Raw genomic sequence first — 19,693 nt, forward strand, 5'->3', positions numbered from 1 at the left:
GATTCTGAATATGAAAAAACTGATTCTCGGCATGCTCGCGGCGCTCGCACTGTCATTCGGTGCGCAGGCTTCGGAAGGCAATGAGGTCCATTGGGACAAGGCGCCCAACAAAACCAACGACCTGGCCGCCCTGCAAAACGGAGCCAAGTTATTTGTCAATTACTGCCTTAGCTGCCACTCCGCAGCGTTCATGCGTTTCAATCGTTTACGGGATATCGGACTGACCGATCAGCAGATCAAGGATAATCTGCTGTTCACCACGGAAAAGGTTGGCGAAACCATGAAGGCGGCCATCGATCCTCGACAGGCCAAAGACTGGTTTGGCGCCAATCCGCCCGATCTGACGTTGATTACCCGTTCGCGCTCCGGTCACGGTGGTACTGGTGCGGACTACTTGTATACCTATTTGCGTAGCTACTACCCAGACGATACCAAGCCTACGGGCTGGAACAATCTGGTGTTCCCGAATGTGGGCATGCCCCATGTGCTGTGGGAGCTGCAGGGAAGCCGCAAGCCTGTTTATGCAGAAGTAGAAGAGCATGGGCATGAGGTGAAGGTGTTCAAGGGATGGGAGCAAGTTACTCCCGGTACCATGACTCCTTTGCAGTATGAGCAGGCTGTGGGTGATTTGGTGAGCTATCTCCAGTGGATGGGCGAGCCGGCACAGAACAGCCGCGTGCGTGTGGGTGTCTGGGTGCTATTGTTTTTGGGAGTTTTGACTCTCTTCACGTGGCGGCTCAACGCGGCGTTCTGGAAAGACGTCAAGTAGACCTGTTGCAGTATTTGGTGTCCCGGGTCTTATGCCCGGGATTTGTAGAGTGGGCATGCTTTGCGCACCCCACTCTTTTTGATTTTTAGGAGCCCCTTGCCATGATGGTCTTGTATTCAGGAACGACCTGCCCGTTTTCTCACCGCTGCCGTTTCGTATTGTTTGAAAAGGGCATGGACTTCGAAATCCGTGATGTGGACCTCTACAACAAGCCCGAAGACATCAGCGTCATGAATCCCTATGGCCAGGTGCCGATTCTGGTGGAGCGGGATCTGATCCTGTACGAATCGAACATCATCAATGAATACATTGATGAGCGTTTTCCGCATCCCCAGCTGATGCCCGGTGACCCTGTCGATCGTGCCCGTGTGCGCCTGTTCTTACTCAATTTCGAAAAGGAATTGTTCGTGCACGTTGCCCTGCTGGAATCGCGCGCTTCCAAAGGCAATGAAAAAGCCCTGGAAAAAGCCCGTGCCCACATCCGCGATCGCCTGACCCAATTGGCCCCCGTGTTCTTGAAGAATAAGTACATGCTGGGTGACAACTTCTCCATGCTGGATGTGGCAATTGCCCCCTTGCTCTGGCGTCTGGATTTCTATGGCATCGACCTGAGCAAGAATGCGGCCCCGCTGCTGAAATACGCTGAGCGCATTTTCTCCCGTCCTGCCTATATCGAGGCATTGACGCCGTCTGAAAAAGTGATGCGCAAGTAAGTAGGAGCATCGGTTGTCCATCATGCAAGCCTTGGATTCGACTTCCACGCGACCTTACTTGATCAGGGCGCTGTACGAGTGGTGTACCGACAATGGATTTACGCCCTACGTAGCCGTGCTGGTCGACGATTCGGTGCAGGTTCCGCGGGAGTATGTGAAAGACGGTGAAATTGTTCTCAATATCAGCTTTGATGCGACCAGCTCGCTCAAGCTGGGGAATGATTTCATCGAGTTCAAAGCCCGCTTCGCGGGCACGCCGCGCGAAATCCTGGTGCCGATTGGTCGGGTGATTGCCATCTATGCACGCGAAAATGGGCAGGGTATGGCTTTTCCTTCGCCGGTGTCAGCGCCTACTGCCGATGTTGTGCTGAAGAGTGCGCCAAGTGCAGTGGTGGCGGACCCGTCCCTCAAAGCAGTCACGTTGGATGCTAATGAGGGTGAAGAGCCTCCCGAGCCGCCACGGCCATCGGGCGGCGCACGACCTGCATTGAAGCGTGTAAAGTAAAAAGTTGGGTGGCTGAAAAAGCGCCCGTCGATTGGTTAAAATAGAAAAGTTGCCGATTTAGCTCAGTTGGTAGAGCAACCGCCTTGTAAGCGGTAGGTCGTCAGTTCGATTCCGACAATCGGCACCACATCTTAAACATCTGTCTTCATTTTTACTTTGAGGCGGATGGCAGTCACATCCCACCCCTTGGTTCTTAAATGCGCCAGCAAAGCGGGGGATAACTGCCTCAGCTTTGCCGAAACGGCATTGTTGTTCACCAGCAGGCACCAGCTCTCGCCATCGATCGGTCCGGCTTGAATGGTTGACCACAGGGCTTCGGGCATGAGTCCCTTGATGGCTTTTAAACGTTCGTTCGAATCTTTTGCCAGCGCGGTCAGGCGTGCCAATGTCGGCGATGCTGAGGCTGCCTGCTGCAGCGTGACGTAGTGGTTGCTTTTGCGCATGGAAGCGTCGATTATCCCCGGCGCGGCAAATGCTAGGCTGCAATAGCCGGCTTTTATCTGGCCGCCAGCAGATGGTTAAAATCCGTCGATTGTGGATCGGAAGTTTTGCAAACCATGGGTTGACTTCTTTCTCCAAAGCCTCAACTGACTCCAAGATACTTTAGGGATTTCGATCGCCACACCGCGGCTACCGTGTTTGTGCCGGTCTCGCATTCATGACCACCAATTTCCTGACCAAAATTTTCGGCAGCCGTAATCAACGTTTGCTGAAACAGTACCGCAAGACGCTTGAGGGCATCAATGCGTTGGAGTCCCAGTATGAAAAGCTGTCAGATGATGCCTTGCGGGAAAAAACGCTAGCGTTCAAGCAGCGGGTTGCGGGCGGTGAGTCGCTGGATTCCATTCTGCCGGAGGCGTTTGCGGTGGTCCGGGAGGGCTCCAAGCGGGTCATGAAGATGCGCCACTTCGATGTGCAGATGCTGGGCGGGATGTCGTTGCACAACGGCAAGATCTCAGAAATGCGTACCGGTGAAGGCAAGACCTTGACCGCTACATTGCCGGTGTATCTGAATGCGCTTTCGGGCAAAGGTGTGCACGTGGTCACCGTCAATGACTACCTGGCGAACCGTGATGCGCGCTGGATGGAGCGGCTGTACAACTTTCTGGGCCTAACCGTCGGCGTCAATCTGCCGAACATGCCGCGCGAAGAAAAGCAGGCCGCCTACGCCGCAGACATTACCTACGGCACCAATAACGAGTACGGCTTCGACTACCTGCGTGACAACATGGTGTACGAAGTGCGCGACCGTGTGCAGCGCGGCTTGAACTACGCCATCGTCGACGAGGTTGACTCCATCCTGATCGACGAAGCACGCACCCCGCTGATCATCAGCGGTCAAGCGGAAGACCACACGGCGACCTATATCGCGATCAACAAGGTGATTCCCCTCCTCACGCGTCAGGAAGGTGAGGCAGATCCGCGTACCGGAGAAGGTGTTACCAAGCCGGGCGACTTCACTATCGACGAAAAATCCCACCAAGTCTTTTTAACCGAAGACGGGCATGAAAACGCCGAGCGCATACTTTCAGAGCAGGGTTTGCTCGCGCCGGGCGCCTCCTTGTACGACCCGGCCAACATCACCTTGATGCACCATGTGTATGCGGCGTTGCGGGCCAATCACCTTTACCACCGCGATCAGCACTATGTGGTGCAAGACGGCGAAATCGTCATCGTGGACGAGTTCACCGGGCGTTTGATGTCGGGGCGCCGCTGGAGCGAGGGCCTGCACCAGGCAGTGGAAGCCAAAGAGGGCGTATCGATCCAGGCAGAAAACCAGACGCTGGCATCCATCACCTTTCAAAATTACTTCCGCCTGTATGGCAAGTTGTCCGGCATGACCGGTACGGCAGATACAGAGGCGTACGAGTTCCAGGAAATCTACGGCCTGGAAACCGTGGTGATTCCGCCGAACCGCGTGAGCCGCCGCGAGGACCAACTGGACCGTGTTTACAAGACGACACGCGAAAAATACGAAGCTGCCATCAAGGACATCCGCGAATGCTACGAGCGCGGTCAGCCGGTGCTGGTTGGTACCACCTCGATCGAAAATTCGGAAATCATTGATCGCTTGCTCAACCAAGCCGGTTTGCCTCACCAGGTCTTGAACGCCAAGCAGCATGCCCGCGAGGCCGATATCGTGGCCCAGGCAGGGCGTGCCAAGATGATCACCATCGCCACCAATATGGCAGGGCGTGGCACGGACATCGTGCTGGGTGGGAACTTGGAAAAAGCGTTGGAGCCGATCCATGCCAACCCAGACTTGGACGAAGCATCCAAGCAGGCGGAAATTGAGCGCGTACGTGCCCAGTGGGCCCAGGACCACGAAGCCGTCAAGGCTCTGGGCGGTCTGCGCATCATTGCCACAGAACGCCATGAATCGCGCCGAATCGACAACCAGTTGCGCGGCCGTTCGGGCCGCCAGGGTGACCCAGGTTCCTCACGTTTCTACCTGAGCCTGGACGATCCGCTGATGCGCATTTTTGCCGGCGACCGCGTCAAGTCCATCATGGACCGGCTCAAGATGCCCGACGGTGAAGCCATTGAAGCCGGCATTGTGACGCGCAGCATTGAGAGCGCCCAGCGTAAGGTGGAAGCGCGCAACTTCGATGTGCGCAAGCAGTTGTTGGAGTACGACGACGTTTCCAATGACCAACGTAAGGTCATCTACCAGCAGCGCAACGAGATTTTGGACGCTGCGGATTTGACGGCGCAGATCGAATCTTTGCGCGAGGGCTGCGTGATGGATCTGGTGCGCCAATTCGTTCCGGCCGAGTCGGTGGAAGAGCAATGGGATATTCCAGGCCTGGAAAAAGCCTTGCTGGATGAATGGCAGCTGGACTTGCCTTTGGCCGCGTATGTGCAGGCAGCCAGTGCCATCACGGACGAAGATATAGTGCAGAAGGTGCTGGACGTGGCGAACGCCTCCTTCCAGGCCAAGGTGGAGCAGGTGGGCGGTGACAACTTCACCCAGTTTGAGCGGATGGTGCTGCTGCAAAGCATAGATACCCACTGGCGTGAGCATCTGAGCTCGTTGGACTATCTGCGCCAAGGCATCCATTTGCGCGGCTACGCGCAAAAGCAGCCCAAGCAGGAATACAAGCGCGAAGCCTTCGAGTTGTTTGGCCAGTTGCTGGACACCGTGAAAAACGATGTGACCAAGGTTCTGATGACGGTCAAGGTCCAATCCAGCGAGCAACTTGGCGAAGCGGCCGAGGCCATGGAAAACCGGGCCGAAAGCATTGCCAACGTGACCTATACCGCGCCGACCGAAACCGGCGAGGTGGAAACCCGCGTGGATGCGAATACCCAAGCTGCTGCCGAGGTGCCGCGCGTGGGGCGCAACGACCCTTGCCCTTGCGGTAGCGGCAAGCGCTACAAGCTGTGCCACGGCAAGTTGGTATAACTGCCAACCAGCTGGATGACGGGCTACGGCCCGTTTTTTCATGATATGTCCCTGCTTGCAACGTCATTTTGAAAGACTGTTATGCCCGTGAATCTGTCTGCTCCCAATCCCGCTGATCTACACCCCGTGCCGGGCGTGTCTTTGGGCATTGCCGAGGCCGGTGTGCGCAAGGCTAATCGCAAAGACTTGCTGGTAGTGCAGTTGGACGAAGGCGCTTCAGTGTCTGGCGTGTTCACGCAAAACCGCTTCTGTGCAGCGCCCGTGCAGATTTGCCGCGAGCACCTGGCGGCTGGCCTGGGCATCCGTGCGATTCTGGTGAATACCGGCAATGCCAATGCCGGCACAGGCGAGGATGGCCTGATGCGTGCCAAGTCCACCTGTATCGCGCTGGCTCAGTATCTTGACTTGGCGCCCGAGCAGATCCTGCCTTTTTCCACCGGCGTGATCATGGAGTCGCTGCCGCATGACCGCATCAATGCCGGCTTGCCTGCCGCTTTAGCCGATGCCCGTGCGGACAACTGGGGCCGTGCTGCAGAGGCCATCATGACCACCGATACCCTGCCTAAGGCCTTTAGCGCTCAGGCGCAACTGGGCGGCGCCACCGTGACGGTGACGGGTATCAGCAAGGGCGCGGGCATGATCCGTCCAAACATGGCCACCATGCTGGGCTTTATGGCCACGGATGCGAATGTTCATCCGTCATTGCTGGCGCAGCTGGCCAAGGACTTGGCGGATGCCTCGTTCAACCGAATCACCATCGATGGTGACACCTCTACAAACGACTCTTTTGTCGTCATCGCCACCCACAAGGCTGCGCATGCGCAAATTACCACGCTGGACAGTGCCGACGGCCAGGCCTTGAAAACCGCGATGCTGTCGGTGGCCCAAAAATTGGCCCAGGCCATCGTCCGCGATGGCGAGGGTGCGACCAAGTTCATCACGGTGCGTGTTGAGGGCGGCAAGACGTCCGAAGAATGCCGGTTGGCGGCTTATGCGATTGCCCATTCGCCCCTGGTCAAGACTGCATTTTTTGCCAGCGATCCCAACCTGGGCCGTATCTTGGCAGCGGTGGGTTATGCAGGTATCACTGATCTGGACCAGACCGGTATCGACCTGTTTCTGGATGATGTACACGTGGTGGTCAACGGTGGGCGCAACCCCACGTACCGCGAAGAAGACGGCCAGCGCGTGATGAAGCAGAGCGAAATCACTGTGCGCGTGGGACTGGGCCGCGGTAATGCGGCTGACACGGTGTGGACCTGCGATTTCAGCCACGAATATGTGTCCATTAACGCGGACTACCGGTCATGAACGAGAAATTCGAGCGCCTGATCGAGCGGGCTGAGCAGCTGCTGCAGCGCGTGGAGTCCATCCTGCCCCAGCCGGTGCAGGCACCGGATTGGAATGCAGCAATTGCCTTCCGCTACCGCCGCCGGGGCTCGGGCCATGGCGTGCTGGAGCCGGTGCGCCACATTGGCAGCATGGCGCTGGCCGACCTGAAAGAAATCGACCTTCAGAAGAAAAAAATCCAGCGCAACACCTTGCAGTTTGTAGATGGCAAGCCCGCCAATAATGTGCTGCTGACGGGTGCGCGCGGGACGGGCAAGTCTTCTTTGATTAAGGCCTGCCTGAATACTTACGCGCCACGCGGTCTGCGCCTGATCGAGGTGGACAAGGCCGACTTGGTGGATTTGCCGGACATCGTTGATGTGGTGGCCGACCGGCCCGAGAAATTCATCGTGTTCTGCGACGACCTGAGCTTTGAAGAAGGTGAAGCCGGCTACAAGGCCTTGAAGTCGATTCTGGATGGCTCGGTGGCTGCGGCCAGCCCCAACGTGCTGATCTATGCCACCAGCAACCGTCGCCATTTGCTGCCTGAGTACATGAAGGAAAACCTTAGCTACACGCACACGGAGGATGGCGAGGTGCATCCGGGTGAAGTGGTGGAGGAAAAGATTTCCCTGTCCGAGCGTTTCGGACTGTGGGTCAGCTTCTATCCGTTCTCGCAGGACGAATATCTGGCCATTGTGGCCCAGTGGCTGCAGTCTTTCGGCGTGGATGCAGAGGCGGTTGCCGCGGCGCGTCCGGCATCCCTGGTGTGGGCGTTGGAGCGTGGCTCCCGCAGCGGGCGTGTGGCATACCAGTTCGCGCGTGACTACGCGGGCCAGCACATGCGTGCGGCATGAGCGGGCAGCCCCTGGTAGCCGACGCGGACCGGCCGCGTGAAGGTGGCCCGGAGCGCGCCATCGTCGAGGTTGCGGTGGGCGTGCTGGTGCAGTCGGACGGCCACTTTCTGGTGACATCCCGGCCTGAAGGCAAGGTGTATGCAGGCTACTGGGAATTTCCAGGTGGCAAGCTGGAGCAGGGCGAAACGGTGGAGCAGGCTCTGCGCCGGGAGTTGCAGGAAGAACTGGGTATCACCATAGGCGCCGCACAAGCCTGGAAGGTGGAACTGGTGGATTACCCGCACGCCTTGGTGCGTCTGCACTTTTGCAAGGTTTTTGACTGGGTGGGTACGCTAGAAATGCGCGAAGGCCAAACCCATGCCTGGCAGTTACTGCCTCTACAGGTGACACCGGTGCTACCCGGTACCGTGCCGGTACTGGCTTGGTTGGCCCAGGAGCGGGATTTCCAGGGTGCTACACATTCTGTAGCTTAACGCGCAGGTTTTATCTGCGCTGCAGCCGTATTTCTTATAAATTTATTGCAAGCGAGCGTCACCAAAGACGAGGTCGTCAGGCGGTGCTTCAGCAGGCAAGCTGAAGCTGGCACTGGCCCAGGCGCCAAAGTCCAAGTTTTTACAGCGTTCGCAGCAAAACGGACGGTAGGCATTGCTGGCGGCGTACAGGCTTTTACCTTTGCAGGTAGGGCAAACAACCCATTTTTTCGGCACTGGGGTGGCGGTATCGGACATGCTCAGGCGCAGAGGGTGAGTTCGAACGAGGCGTCGTCGCTGCAGGAGTGCAGATGGTCGTCTGCCTCGTGGCGCATCATGCGTACCGAAACCATCAGCCGGTTGCCACTGATCTCGGGAATCAAGCTCAGCGCGGGGTCTATGCGCAGACGCAGCAGCTGGTAGGTGCGGCCCTGGGGCAGGTTTTGTTGGAACTGTCCGCCAATGGCGATGACTTTTTGCGGCGCGCCGGAGTCGCGCAGCATTTTCAGCAAGTGGTGGATGGACTCGGCCAGTGGCGCCAGGGTGTGCGCCCATTTCTCAATCGCTTGGCGGCGCACATCGGCGGGCTGGTGCTGCCATGCGTAATACGCTGGCAGATCGAAGCCGCAGGTACCGCCCGGGATGCTGACTCGGCTGCGCAAGCCCATCAGCCAGTCGTTTTCCGTCAGGCTGTGGCCGGCTTTGCCGGGTTGCTCGTGCAGTGCGGTGTAGCAGGTGTCGAGCTGGCCTATGACCTCGTCCAATACGTCTTCCGCGATGGATGGGTTGCCACGGTAGCCGTTGAGTATGTTTTTTTGTTTTTCCAGATCCCGCATCACGTCTGACTTGAGGTCGGCGCGTGCAGCCACGTCCATGATCTCAAAAATCGTGGTCAGTGCGTAATGGTGGTCCAGCGCGTGGGCGCGGGGCACCAGTTCACCCAGCCGCCGGAAGAGATGTTCCAGCCGCAGATAGGTGCGTATACGTTCGTTAAAGGGATATTCGTAAAGAATCACGCAGATTTTCCTGTGGCGGCATCATAGCCCGAAGTAGGGGGCGATTTGCTCGACCTGCTGGCGTAATTGGGCCAGCGATAGGCCTTCGTTATAGATCACGGTATCGGCCAGGGCCAGGCGCTGCTCTCGGCTGGCCTGGGCCTGGATGATCTGTCGCACGGTTATTTCGGACAACTGGCTGCGGGTGACCGTACGGGTGATTTGGGTGCTGACCAGGCAGTCGATGACGAGGATACGGTCCAGCTTGCCACGCCAGTGGCCAGACTCTGTCAGCAAGGGAATATCGAACACCACGCAGGCCATACCAGCAGCCTGTGCTGCCTGGAATTGACTCTCAATTTCCTTGGCTACGAGGGGGTGGACGATGGCTTCCAGTGCGTGTTTTGCGCTGGCATCGGAGAAGGCCAGGGCGCGCATCTTGTCGCGGTCCAGTGCGCCGGCGGGGGTTAGAAATTCCGCGCCAAAACGCCTGCTTATGGCTGGGATGGCTGCGCCTTCGGCTGCGGTGCTGGCGCGTGCGATGGCATCGGCATCGATCAGGGCGGCTCCCCGTGCCTGCAGCATCTGCGCCACCGTGCTTTTACCGCTGCCTATGCCTCCTGTGAGGCCTAGTCGAAGGCCACCTTGCACAGTTCTACAGGCCGACAAAATGCAAAATGGCTTCGGGCCCGAAGACCATCGAGGTCAATCCGGCTCCGGCAAGAAACGGCCCGAACGGTATATAGCCACCTTCGCGCAGACCGGTACTGAATTTCATGGCAATGCCAATTACTGCACCGATGACCGAGGCCATCAGAACCATGGGCACCAGCGCCTCCCAGCCAAACCAGGCGCCCAGCGCCGCAAATAGCTTGAAGTCCCCATAGCCCATGCCTTCCTTGCCAGTCAGCAGCTTGAAGATCCAGTAGATGCTCCAGAGCGACAGATAGCCGGCTACGGCACCCCATAGTGAAGCGAACATGGGCACGGACGTCCAATGCAGGGAAGATGCAATCAAGCCGGCCCAGACCAAGGGCAGGGTGATGCTGTCGGGCAGGAGCGTGGTGTCCCAGTCGATCAATGCCAGTGTCAATAAAGCTGCGGCAAAGCCGCTCCAGGCCAGTCCGGTGAAGGACGGGCCCCAATGCCAGAAGCAAAAAAAGAAAAGGCCGCCGGTAGCCAGTTCTACCAAGGGATAGCGGGGGCTGATTTGCGCTTGGCAGGCGGAGCATCGACCGCGCAGGCACACATAGCTGACTACAGGCACATTCTCAAACCACCGTATCTGGTGTGCGCAGTGTGGGCAACGCGAGCGGGGAACCAGCAAGTTTAGCGGCTGTACCGCAGGTGGTTCCTGGCCCTGCATGTCGGCGTATTCTTGCGCCCAGCTCTGCTCCATCATCTTGGGCAGGCGGTGTACCACCACATTGAGAAAACTACCCAGTAACAAGCCCAGAATGCCGCCAGCCAGGGCGACCATTGTTTGAAATTCCAGCATCAAACAACTTGGCCCAACTTGAAGATGGGCAGGTACATGGACACCACAATGCCGCCAATCAAGGTACCCAGGAACACGATGATGATGGGCTCCATCAGGCTGGAAAGGCCGGCGACCATGTCATCCACCTCAGCCTCATAAAAATCCGCAGCCTTGCCCAGCATATGGTCAATAGAGCCGGACTCTTCGCCAATCGAGCACATTTGCAACACCATGGACGGGAAGATGTGCGCATTTGTCATGGCCACCGTCAGGCTTGTGCCGGTAGAGACTTCCTGCTGGATTTTGCCGGTTGCGATTTCAAACACCGAGTTACCGGATGCGCCGCCGACCGAGTCCAGCGCCTCCACCAGGGGCACGCCCGCAGCGAACATGGTGGAAAGGGTGCGTGTCCAGCGCGCAATACAGGACTTCTCAATCAGGGCGCCGAACACGGGGACGCGCAGCAATAACCGATCCATAAAGTGCTGCATTTTTTCGTTACGCCGCCAAGCCTGCATAAAGAAATAGCCGCCGCCGCCGATGCTGCCAAATATCAGCCACCAGTACTTGACGAAAAATTCACTCAAGGCAATCACGAACAATGTAGGTGCTGGCAGGTTGGCGCCAAAGCTGCTGAACACCTCCTTGAAGGCTGGGATCACGAAAATCATGATCACGGCCACCACTACAAATGCGACCACTACGACCGAGGCTGGGTACATCAGCGCTGACTTGATTTTGGACTTGATGGCTTCGGTTTTTTCCATGTAGACCGCCAGCCGGTCCAGCAAGGATTCCAAAATACCGGCGGCTTCACCTGCTTCTACCAAGTTGCAGTAAAGGCTGTCGAAGTACATGGGGAACTTGCGGAACGCGGCACTCAGAGAGCTGCCGGTTTCCACATCCATGCGCACGTCGTTCAGCAGCTTGGTGACGCTGGCGTTCGCATTGCCTCGGCCCACGATATCGAAAGCTTGCAGCAGCGGCACGCCGGCCTTCATCATGGTCGCCAACTGGCGCGTGAAGATCGCAATGTCCTTGGGCTTGATGGATTTGCCCGAGCGCATTTTGCGCTTCTTGATCTTGGTGGGGAAGACACCTTGGCGGCGCAAGGATGCCTGGACCTGGTTCTCACCCGCAGCGCGTGTTTCGCCACGGACTTGCTTTCCGTTGCGGTCTTTGCCTTCCCATTCGAAGACAAACTCCTTTACGTCTCTGGGCGATGCAGTTGCCATGGAATGTTTGGGGCCTCTAGGTGGGTCTTATGGGTCTACTCGTTACTCACAGCGAGCACTTCTTCCAACGAAGTCAGTCCGAGCTTAACTTTGTACAGTCCTGCCTGGCGCAGCGAGCGAACGCCTTCTGATTTGGCTTGTTCGGCAATATCCATTGCGCTGCCGTCACGAAGAATGATGCGCTGAATTTCGTCCGAAATCGGCATGACCTGGTAGATGCCAACGCGCCCTTTATAGCCGTTATTGCATGCATTGCAGCCCACAGGTCCGTAGGGTTTCCAGGATCCGTCGAGTTCGTGTTCCTCAAAGCCCGACTCCAACATCGTCTTGCGTGGGATGTCGATCACCGCCTTGCAGGTTACGCACAGGCGGCGGGCGAGGCGCTGCGCAGTGATCAGAATCACGCTGGACGCAATGTTGAACGGCGCAATGCCCATGTTCCGCATGCGCGTCAAGGTGGTAGGGGCGTCGTTGGTGTGTAGCGTGGACAACACCAAGTGGCCGGTTTGCGCGGCCTTGATGGAGATGTCGGCCGTTTCCAAGTCCCGGATTTCGCCGACCATGATGATGTCCGGATCCTGCCGCAGAAAAGATTTCAGCGCCACAGCGAAGGTCAGGCCTGCCTTATCGTTGACGTTGACCTGATTCACACCCGGAAGGTTGATTTCCGAGGGGTCCTCAGCCGTAGCGATATTCACGCCAGGTTTGTTGAGCAGGTTCAAAAATGTGTAGAGCGACACGGTTTTGCCCGAGCCGGTTGGGCCGGTGACCAGTACCATGCCATAGGGGCGGCCGATCGCGGTTAGCACACGCTCTTTTTCTTCTGGTTCATAGCCCAAGGCATCAATGCCCAATTTGGCGCTACTCGGATCCAGAATCCGGATTACGATCTTTTCCCCGAACAACGTAGGCAGCGTGCTGACACGGAAGTCGATCACGCGGTCGGGGCCGACCTTGAGCTTCATCTTGCCGTCTTGCGGCACTCGTTTTTCCGAAATATCCAGCCGAGAGATCACCTTGATGCGCGAGGCCAGCTTGTCCTTGATCGCGACTGGCGGTGAGGCGATTTCACGTAGTTCGCCGTCGATGCGGAAGCGAACTCGGTAATTGTGTTCATAAGGTTCGAAGTGCAGGTCCGATGCGCGCATGCCGAATGCATCCAGCAGCATCTTGTGCAGAAACTTCACCACCGGTGCGTCTTCCACATCCGACGTGTTGATTTCGGCTGCTTCAACTGCCGGCCCCATGGCCGTATCGTCAAAGTCGAAATCGTTGCCGATGATGGAGTCCATCGCCTCGCTGGCCGTCATGGAGTTGGCTTCCACCAGGCGTGAAAGCTTGTCGTACTCGGCAATGATCCAGTCCACCCCGAGCTGGGTGGAGAATTTGATCTTTTCGGCGGCTTCCTGGTCGGACGGGTCTGCCGTTGCCACGATCAGGCGGTTGTTGCGCTTGCTTAGTACTACCACGCGGTAGGCCTGGCAGATCTTGGCGTCTAGCAGGTCCTTGGGCAATCTGTCGCGGTCCACGGCATCCATGTCCAGCAAGGGCGCAGCAAATGCTGTGGACATGGTGTGGGCTAGGTCCGAGGGCGATACGGCGCCTGCGGCCATCAACTCGGCGATAAAGCTATTGCGGTTGGCTTGGGCCTTGCGGAATATGTCTTCTGCAGCCTTTTGGCCCAGCTTTCCGGCGGAGATCAAAACCCTCCCCAAGCCAGGGAGTGCTACGGTAGATGCTTCTTTGTTGAACGGTTCGACAGCGGCCATAAGACCAAAATGTAGCAGGTAGCGGAGGGTGGACGCATCATCGGTGAATTGCCGACCGATGTAAACGCCGAGCGTGGCCTGTTCAGTTGCCGCCTGACACTGTGGCTGAGGGCAAAAACTGCTGCAATTCTTCCGGCAGTGCCGCTATCAGAGCCAGTGTTTCTGGCTTGGCGGGATGCATTAGCTGCAGGCGCCATGCATGCAGAAACATGCGCTTTAGGCCCGTCTTGGCCAAATCCTTATTGGCCTCGAAGTCACCGTATTTGTCATCCCCCGCAATCGGGAAGCCCTCACTGGCAAGGTGCACACGGATCTGGTGGGTGCGCCCTGTTTTGATGGTGACCTCCAGCAGGCTGAATCCGTCGAAGTGCTGGGCGACCTTGACCAGCGTCAGTGAGCGCATGCCGTCCGGGTCATCTTTGGCCACCACCTTGACCCGCCGTTCGCCGTTGGGTAGTAGATACTTGTGTAAAGATTTGTCCAGCACCTTTTTGTTGCTCGGCCAATGCCCGATGACCAGGGCTAAATAAGTTTTTCCGGTTTCTCGTTCCCGGAACTGGTCCTGCACGTTTTTCAGGGCGCTGCGTTTTTTGGCCAGCAGCAAAATACCGGACGTTTCCCTGTCTAGCCTGTGCACCAACTCCAGAAAGGCAGCTTGGGGTCGGGCTTTGCGCAGTTGTTCAATGACGCCGAAACTGACGCCACTGCCGCCATGCACGGCCACGCCAGCAGGTTTATTTATAGCCAGCAGATGTTCGTCTTCCCACAGTATGGGGAATTCGCGTGCCGGGGCATGGGTTTCCATGGCCAGGGCTTTTTCTGCGGCACGTTCAGATAAGCGGGTTGGCGGCAACCGTATAACGTCGCCGTCAGAGATGCGTGTATCTGCTGCTGCCCGGCCCTTGTTGACCCGCACTTCGCCGCTGCGGATGATGCGATAGATGTGGGTTTTGGGTACGCCCTTGAGGCGGCGCATCAGGAAGTTGTCGAGTCGTTGGCCCGCGTCTTCTGCGTCCACTGTAATGAATTTGACTTCGGGCATGGGGGGGGCTGTGTTAGCACCTATAATATTTTTCACCAGCGTTGTGTCGTAAGTGCTTGATTCACCACAGTTTAGAGCACAACACCGACAGCGCTGCGAGGTCGATGCCACCCGAGGCGATCTGCCGCCAGCCCGTGCGAGTCTTGCGCCGGTGGCGGTAAACGGTTTTGGGAGGGGCTGACGCAATGGAAATACGGATACGGAATACCCCAACTTGTCGACCTGTGCACAGCTTTATGCTGAGTGCGCAGGTTGCTCAACGGATCGAAACGAGAATTCTTGTGTTGATGGTGATGGTTCAAACCCTCTGGCGGTGGCTCATAGCCCCGGCCGTTGGCATGGAATCGCCTGTAGCGCACGCACAATATGCGCAACCAGCTATAAATTTAATAGCTTCTCAGCCCATCTTCCACCTCGCTTTCGTCCACCAACCCCCTCTGTCACCCTGTAAGCCAACGCTTACCTAGTGCAGTCATGTCGGTAGTTCCGCTAGTTTCCATGCGTCTGTTCAGGCATCAAAGGCTCGGTTTGAGCCGTATTGAATTGAACAATATTTCTGGACCTCTTATGGTCCAGTCAAAGGAAACGCACCATGAAACGGATGCTGATTAATGCAACGCAGTCGGAAGAACGTCGGCTAGCGATTGTGGACGGGCAGAAACTGCTCGACTATGAAATTGAAATCGAAGGGCGCGAGCAGCGCAAGGGCAATATCTACAAGGCTGTCGTCACCCGCGTCGAGCCTTCACTGGAAGCCTGCTTTGTCGACTATGGTGAAGACCGCCACGGTTTTCTGCCTTTCAAAGAAATCTCCAAGCAATATTTCACGCAAGGCGTGCCGGTCAACCAGGCGCGCATCAGTGATGTGATCCGCGAAGGCCAGGAACTGCTGGTCCAGGTCGAAAAAGAAGAGCGCGGCAACAAGGGCGCGGCCCTGACCACTTTTGTGTCGTTGGCTGGCCGTTATGTGGTGCTGATGCCCAATAACCCGCGTGGCGGTGGCGTCAGCCGCCGTATCGAGGGTGAAGACCGCGCCGAGCTCAAAGAAAACATGGACCAGTTGGAATACCCCAACGGCATGTCCATCATTGCGCGCACCGCCGGCATCGGCCGCAGCGCCCCTGAGCTGCAATGGGACTTGAACTACCTGCTCAAGCTGTGGACCGCGATTGACGGTGCTGGCAAGGGCGGCAAGGGCGCTTTCCTGATTTACCAGGAATCCAGCCTCGTCATTCGCGCCATCCGCGACTATTTCAACCACGATATCGGTGACATCCTGATCGACACCGACGACGTGTACGAGCAGGCCCAGCAGTTCATGGCCCACGTCATGCCAGAGCACGCAGCGCGCGTGAAGCGCTACCGTGACGACGCGCCGCTGTTCAGCCGCTTCCAGATCGAACACCAGATTGAATCGGCCTACGCCCGCACCGTGCAGTTGCCTAGCGGCGGCGCCATCGTGATTGACCACACCGAGGCTTTGGTGTCGGTGGACGTGAACTCGGCCCGCTCCATACGTGGCGGCGATATCGAAGAGACCGCCACCCGTACCAACCTGGAAGCTGCCGAAGAAGTGGCGCGCCAGATGCGTTTGCGTGACTTGGGTGGCCTGATCGTGATCGACTTTATCGACATGGAAGAAAGCCGCAACCGCCGCGACGTGGAAAACCGCCTGCGCGATGCGTTGCGCCAAGACCGCGCCCGTGTGCAGTTCGGCACCATCAGCAAATTCGGCCTGATGGAAATGAGCCGCCAGCGCCTGCGCCCGGCGCTGAGCGAAGGTGCTTCGATTCCTTGCCCGCGCTGCGGTGGCTCTGGCCACATCCGCGATACCGAAAGCTCGGCATTGCAGATCTTGCGCATCATCCAGGAAGAGTCGCTGAAGGACAACACCGCCTCGGTGATGTGCCAGGTGCCGGTCGATGTGGCCTCGTTCCTGCTGAACGAGAAGCGTACCGAAATCGCCAAGATCGAGCTCAAGCAGCGCATCAATGTGCTGATGGTGCCAAACAAGACACTGGAAACACCGAACTACAGGCTGGAACGCTTGAAGCACGATGACCCGCGCCTGGACCATATCGAAGCCAGCTACAAAATGGCCGACGAAATCGACGACGCCACCTCGGTGACGCGCCGTTCGCAGGAGCCCACCAATAAGCAAACGCCGGTGATCAAGGGCGTGTTGCCAGACGCACCCGCTCCAGTGGCTGTGCCCAAGGCGGTTGCGCCCCAGCCTGCCCCCGTGGTTCCAGTGGCTGCACCTGTGGCAGCGCCTGTGGAGAAAGGTTTCTTTGGCTGGCTGAAGGGCTTGTTTGGTGCTGCTCCCGCACCGGTGGTGGCGCCTGTGGTCGTCGCTCCAGCCCCCGCACCTGCTGCGGCAAAGACCGAAGAGCGCCGTGAAGGCCGTGGCCCACGCGGCGAAGGCGCAAACCGTGGTGGCCGTGGTGGCCGCCGTGATGAGTCCCCTGAAGGCCGCAGCGAAGGTCAAGGTCGCAATGGCCGTGGCCCGCGCAACAGTGAAGGTCGCGAAGGTCGTGAAGGCCAGGAGGCTCGCCCCGAGCGTGCCCCACGTAATGGCGCTGAGCGTTTTGAACGCAGCGATGCTGCCCCGCGCACCGAAGGTGCTTCGGAAGGCGCTGCCCGTGGTGGTCGCGGCGGCCGTGGCCGTGGTGAGCGCCAAGCTCCGCGTGAGCGTGTTGAGGCGGATGTGCAGTCTCTCCAGGTGCCGGCAGCTGAAGGTGTGAGCCTGGACGCTGCCGCAGTTACCGAGCAGTCCGGCCAGGAGCCCCGTGCTCCCCGCCAGGCGGGCGAGCGTGGTGAGCGTGGCCCACGTGGCCGTGGCGGTCGCGGTAACCGGGAAGAGGCGGGCCGTGAACGCCAGGAACCGCGTGCCGAAGCGGGTGAAGCACCTTTAGCAGACGCTACAGCCGATGCCGGCCGTCCTGGCCGTGCGCCGCGTGAGTCGTCGCGTATGGACCGTGAGCCGGTCGAGCGCCCAGAGCGTCCGTCCTACTTCGCTGCTGCCAAGTCGGCCGCAGAAGAAGGCGATGCAAGCGCTGCACCCGCATCCGCGCAGGCTGAAGAGGCCCGTCCAGAAGGCGAGGAGCCACAGCGCCGTGAGAAGCGTTCTCGCGACCGTTATGGCCGTGACCGCAAGGACCGCACGCCGCGTGATCCATCGGCAGAGCCCACCGCTTTTGTCCCTAACCCGGTAGAGCCGCAGGCCCAATCTCTGGTCGAGCGTGCAGTGGCCCCGGCTGCCAGCCTGGTGGCTGCACCGGTCGTAGCAGAAGCTGCTTCCGTGGAAGTGGTGGCTGTGGCCCCGGTAGTGCCTGTGGTTGTCGAGCCGCCCGCTGCAGTGGTTGTACCAGTGGCTGCCGCTCCTGTTTCGGTGAGCAAAAAGGCCCTGCCAGCCATGCCAGCGTTCTCATTGCCGACCGCTGATTTGGTGGCATTGGCGCAGAACTCCGGCCTGGAATGGGTTGGTAGCAACCCGGACCGTGTGGCTGCTGTGCAGGCTGCGATTGCCGCAGAGCCCGTGCAGGCGCATGTACCGCGTGAACGCCCGCCAGTGGTCGAGGTCTCGAATGAGCCTTTGGTGCTGGTGGAGACCAAGCGCGATCTACGCAATATGGATCTGCCCTTCTAAAGGCAGGCTCTGTGCCCAAAAAAATGGACCTTCGGGTCCATTTTTTTTGCCCCTTGAGCGGCGCGTGGCTCCCATGGCTGGAGGAGGGTTGACGCGAGCGGCTGCTCTGACTTCAGGCGGGCCGGCGGGCTAGTGATTGGCTTGAGATGCGTGAAAGGATGGAGGGGGGTAGCGCCTGCCCCTCACCAGGGTTGCCCGTTACACCGTAGCTGCCTGCCGGTAGGCGTCTTGGGCAGCAGCACTGTCGCCGCGTTGTTCGGCCAGGACGGCCATGGCACGCCAGGCACTGCGGCGCAGGTTGGCATCGTCCAGCTTGTGGATGGACTGGTTTAGCAATTGCTGGGCCTTGCCCCAAAGCTGGTGGCGCAGGCAGGCCATGCCCGCCAGGTACTGCAGATTCGGGTCTCGGGGGTTGTGCTGCTGCGCGGCTTCCACGCGGTGCAGCCAGCCCAGGTCCAGTGCGCTGTCTGCTTGCGAAAATCCGCTTTCGACGGCGCGTATCAGTTTGATGGCGTGGCTGTGTGCCTGTTCGGGCTGGGCGATGAACTGCTCCCAGATGGGCAGCAGCCACTGCCGGGCCAGACCTACATCGCCTTGCAGTTGCACCAGGCGGTGGGCGGCATGCACGGCCACGTCGGGCATGAGTTGCTCTGTGGCTTCCAACTGGGCCCAGGCCCGCTGTAGCTGTGCCGGGTCGTGTGCGGCATTCACCAGCTCCAGTGCCAGGCCGCGCAGAATGCTTTGCGCTGCAGATGCCGAGAAGGCACGGTGCTTGGTCAGTAGACGGGCGGTTTCCAGCGCAGGCAGGGTCTGGCGGGCCAGTCGTGCGGCTTTGAGACGTATGCGCAGAGCCAGGGTGCGGCGCGCGGCGCCCAGGGATAGGGCGTCCAGCCATTGCAGCGCAGCATCTGCGTCGCGATCTTCCAGTGCCCATCGGGCAGCGCGCAGTTGCACGCCTTCGCGGGTTTCCTGGGCGTCGCGGTGGGCCGTGTTCTCCAGTGCCAGTTGCAGATGCTTGTCGCGGGTGGCGGCGTCTTGCAGTGCCTGGGCGCTTTCGGCGGTGACCAGGTGGGACAGCGCGCGCAGCTTGTCGGCATGGGCCAGGGCATGGCCACTGTCCAGCAGGGCCTTTTCCTGGCGCAGCGCGGCTTCGGCGGCCTTGCGCGCGCGCAGAAAGCGGCCGGCCAGCATGTGCGAGAAGGCGTCCAGCAGGGCGGTGTGGGTGGCGCGTTCGCGTTGTTGCAGGCGCCAGCGCTGGGCCTGTTGGGGCATGGCGAACAGCGCGGACAGCGCCTTCAGGGCCAGGTGCAGTACGGTGAAGCTGGCTGCGATCAACAGAAGCAGCAGATTTAGCGAGATGTCTACCCGGTACGGCGGCCAGTACACGGTCACCGTGCCCTGGTTATTGCCCGCCAGTAGGGCGATAGCCACAGCCACCGCAAACAGGGTCAGCAGCCAGATGATTGCGCGCATG

Annotated in this window: 17 protein-coding genes and 1 tRNA gene; 9 read left to right on the forward strand and 9 right to left on the reverse strand. The window is 58.9% G+C overall.

Going from position 1 to position 19,693, the window contains the following annotated elements; genetic code table 11:
• Positions 1–10: 10 nt before the first annotated feature.
• From AC4BBN_RS13190 to AC4BBN_RS13205, 4 genes are all read left to right on the forward strand, one after another.
• Positions 11–769: a cytochrome c1 gene (locus tag AC4BBN_RS13190; RefSeq protein WP_490592424.1), complete on the forward strand. Its 759-nt coding sequence runs from the start codon at positions 11–13 to the stop codon at positions 767–769.
• 101 nt (positions 770–870) lie between these two features.
• Entirely contained in the window at positions 871–1,482 is a 612-nt protein-coding gene (locus AC4BBN_RS13195; protein ID WP_490592425.1) for a glutathione S-transferase N-terminal domain-containing protein, read from the forward strand.
• A 22-nt stretch (positions 1,483–1,504) separates the two neighbouring features.
• Entirely contained in the window at positions 1,505–1,987 is a 483-nt protein-coding gene (locus tag AC4BBN_RS13200; protein WP_490592874.1) for a ClpXP protease specificity-enhancing factor, read from the forward strand.
• A 51-nt stretch (positions 1,988–2,038) separates the two neighbouring features.
• Positions 2,039–2,114 (forward strand) — tRNA-Thr (locus AC4BBN_RS13205).
• A 4-nt stretch (positions 2,115–2,118) separates the two neighbouring features.
• Here AC4BBN_RS13205 and AC4BBN_RS13210 read toward each other — a convergent pair.
• The gene (locus AC4BBN_RS13210) at positions 2,119–2,430 is read right to left on the reverse strand and encodes a hypothetical protein (protein ID WP_490592426.1); all 312 of its coding nucleotides are present in this window, start codon (positions 2,428–2,430) and stop codon (positions 2,119–2,121) included.
• A 215-nt stretch (positions 2,431–2,645) separates the two neighbouring features.
• On the opposite strand from AC4BBN_RS13210, the gene secA reads away from it, so the two are divergent.
• From secA to AC4BBN_RS13230, 4 genes are all read left to right on the forward strand, one after another.
• Positions 2,646–5,393, forward strand: coding sequence for a preprotein translocase subunit SecA (gene secA, locus AC4BBN_RS13215; RefSeq protein ID WP_490592427.1), 2,748 nt, complete (start codon positions 2,646–2,648; stop codon positions 5,391–5,393).
• Positions 5,394–5,474: 81 nt separating this feature from the next.
• Complete coding sequence (gene argJ / locus AC4BBN_RS13220; RefSeq protein WP_490592428.1) at positions 5,475–6,704, forward strand: bifunctional glutamate N-acetyltransferase/amino-acid acetyltransferase ArgJ; 1,230 nt, start codon at positions 5,475–5,477, stop codon at positions 6,702–6,704.
• Entirely contained in the window at positions 6,701–7,579 is an 879-nt protein-coding gene (locus AC4BBN_RS13225) for an ATP-binding protein (RefSeq protein ID WP_490592429.1), read from the forward strand. The genes argJ and AC4BBN_RS13225 overlap by 4 nt, the downstream gene beginning before the upstream one ends.
• Entirely contained in the window at positions 7,576–8,052 is a 477-nt protein-coding gene (locus tag AC4BBN_RS13230; protein ID WP_490592430.1) for an NUDIX domain-containing protein, read from the forward strand. Before AC4BBN_RS13225 ends, AC4BBN_RS13230 begins: the two co-directional genes overlap by 4 nt.
• A gap of 42 nt (positions 8,053–8,094) precedes the next feature.
• Here the strand turns inward: AC4BBN_RS13230 and AC4BBN_RS13235 are convergent, their stop codons facing one another.
• From AC4BBN_RS13235 to AC4BBN_RS13265, 7 genes are all read right to left on the reverse strand, one after another.
• Positions 8,095–8,307 (reverse strand): DNA gyrase inhibitor YacG, encoded by a 213-nt coding sequence (locus tag AC4BBN_RS13235; protein WP_490592431.1) that lies wholly within the window; start codon positions 8,305–8,307, stop codon positions 8,095–8,097.
• A gap of 2 nt (positions 8,308–8,309) precedes the next feature.
• Positions 8,310–9,065, reverse strand: coding sequence for a cell division protein ZapD (gene zapD / locus AC4BBN_RS13240; RefSeq protein ID WP_490592432.1), 756 nt, complete (start codon positions 9,063–9,065; stop codon positions 8,310–8,312).
• Between the two features lie 21 nt (positions 9,066–9,086).
• Positions 9,087–9,695: a dephospho-CoA kinase gene (gene coaE, locus AC4BBN_RS13245; RefSeq protein ID WP_490592433.1), complete on the reverse strand. Its 609-nt coding sequence runs from the start codon at positions 9,693–9,695 to the stop codon at positions 9,087–9,089.
• A 4-nt stretch (positions 9,696–9,699) separates the two neighbouring features.
• Positions 9,700–10,542: a prepilin peptidase gene (locus AC4BBN_RS13250; RefSeq protein ID WP_490592434.1), complete on the reverse strand. Its 843-nt coding sequence runs from the start codon at positions 10,540–10,542 to the stop codon at positions 9,700–9,702.
• Positions 10,542–11,759 carry a type II secretion system F family protein gene (locus AC4BBN_RS13255; RefSeq protein WP_490592435.1) on the reverse strand — a complete coding sequence of 406 codons (1,218 nt, stop codon included), beginning with the start codon at positions 11,757–11,759 and terminating at the stop codon, positions 10,542–10,544. Before AC4BBN_RS13255 ends, AC4BBN_RS13250 begins: the two co-directional genes overlap by 1 nt.
• A gap of 35 nt (positions 11,760–11,794) precedes the next feature.
• On the reverse strand, positions 11,795–13,528 hold the full coding sequence (gene pilB, locus AC4BBN_RS13260; RefSeq protein ID WP_490592436.1) for a type IV-A pilus assembly ATPase PilB: 1,734 nt from the start codon (positions 13,526–13,528) through the stop codon (positions 11,795–11,797).
• Between the two features lie 82 nt (positions 13,529–13,610).
• Positions 13,611–14,606 (reverse strand): RluA family pseudouridine synthase, encoded by a 996-nt coding sequence (locus AC4BBN_RS13265; RefSeq protein ID WP_490592875.1) that lies wholly within the window; start codon positions 14,604–14,606, stop codon positions 13,611–13,613.
• Between the two features lie 556 nt (positions 14,607–15,162).
• Between AC4BBN_RS13265 and AC4BBN_RS13270 the strand changes: the two genes are divergently transcribed.
• Complete coding sequence (locus AC4BBN_RS13270) at positions 15,163–18,219, forward strand: Rne/Rng family ribonuclease (RefSeq protein ID WP_490592437.1); 3,057 nt, start codon at positions 15,163–15,165, stop codon at positions 18,217–18,219.
• Between the two features lie 198 nt (positions 18,220–18,417).
• On the opposite strand, the gene AC4BBN_RS13275 is transcribed toward AC4BBN_RS13270, so the two are convergent.
• Positions 18,418–19,692, reverse strand: coding sequence for a heme biosynthesis HemY N-terminal domain-containing protein (locus tag AC4BBN_RS13275; protein ID WP_490592438.1), 1,275 nt, complete (start codon positions 19,690–19,692; stop codon positions 18,418–18,420).
• Position 19,693: the final 1 nt, after the last annotated feature.

The sequence above is a fragment of the Rhodoferax sp. SPJ21 genome (genome assembly GCF_058216335.1).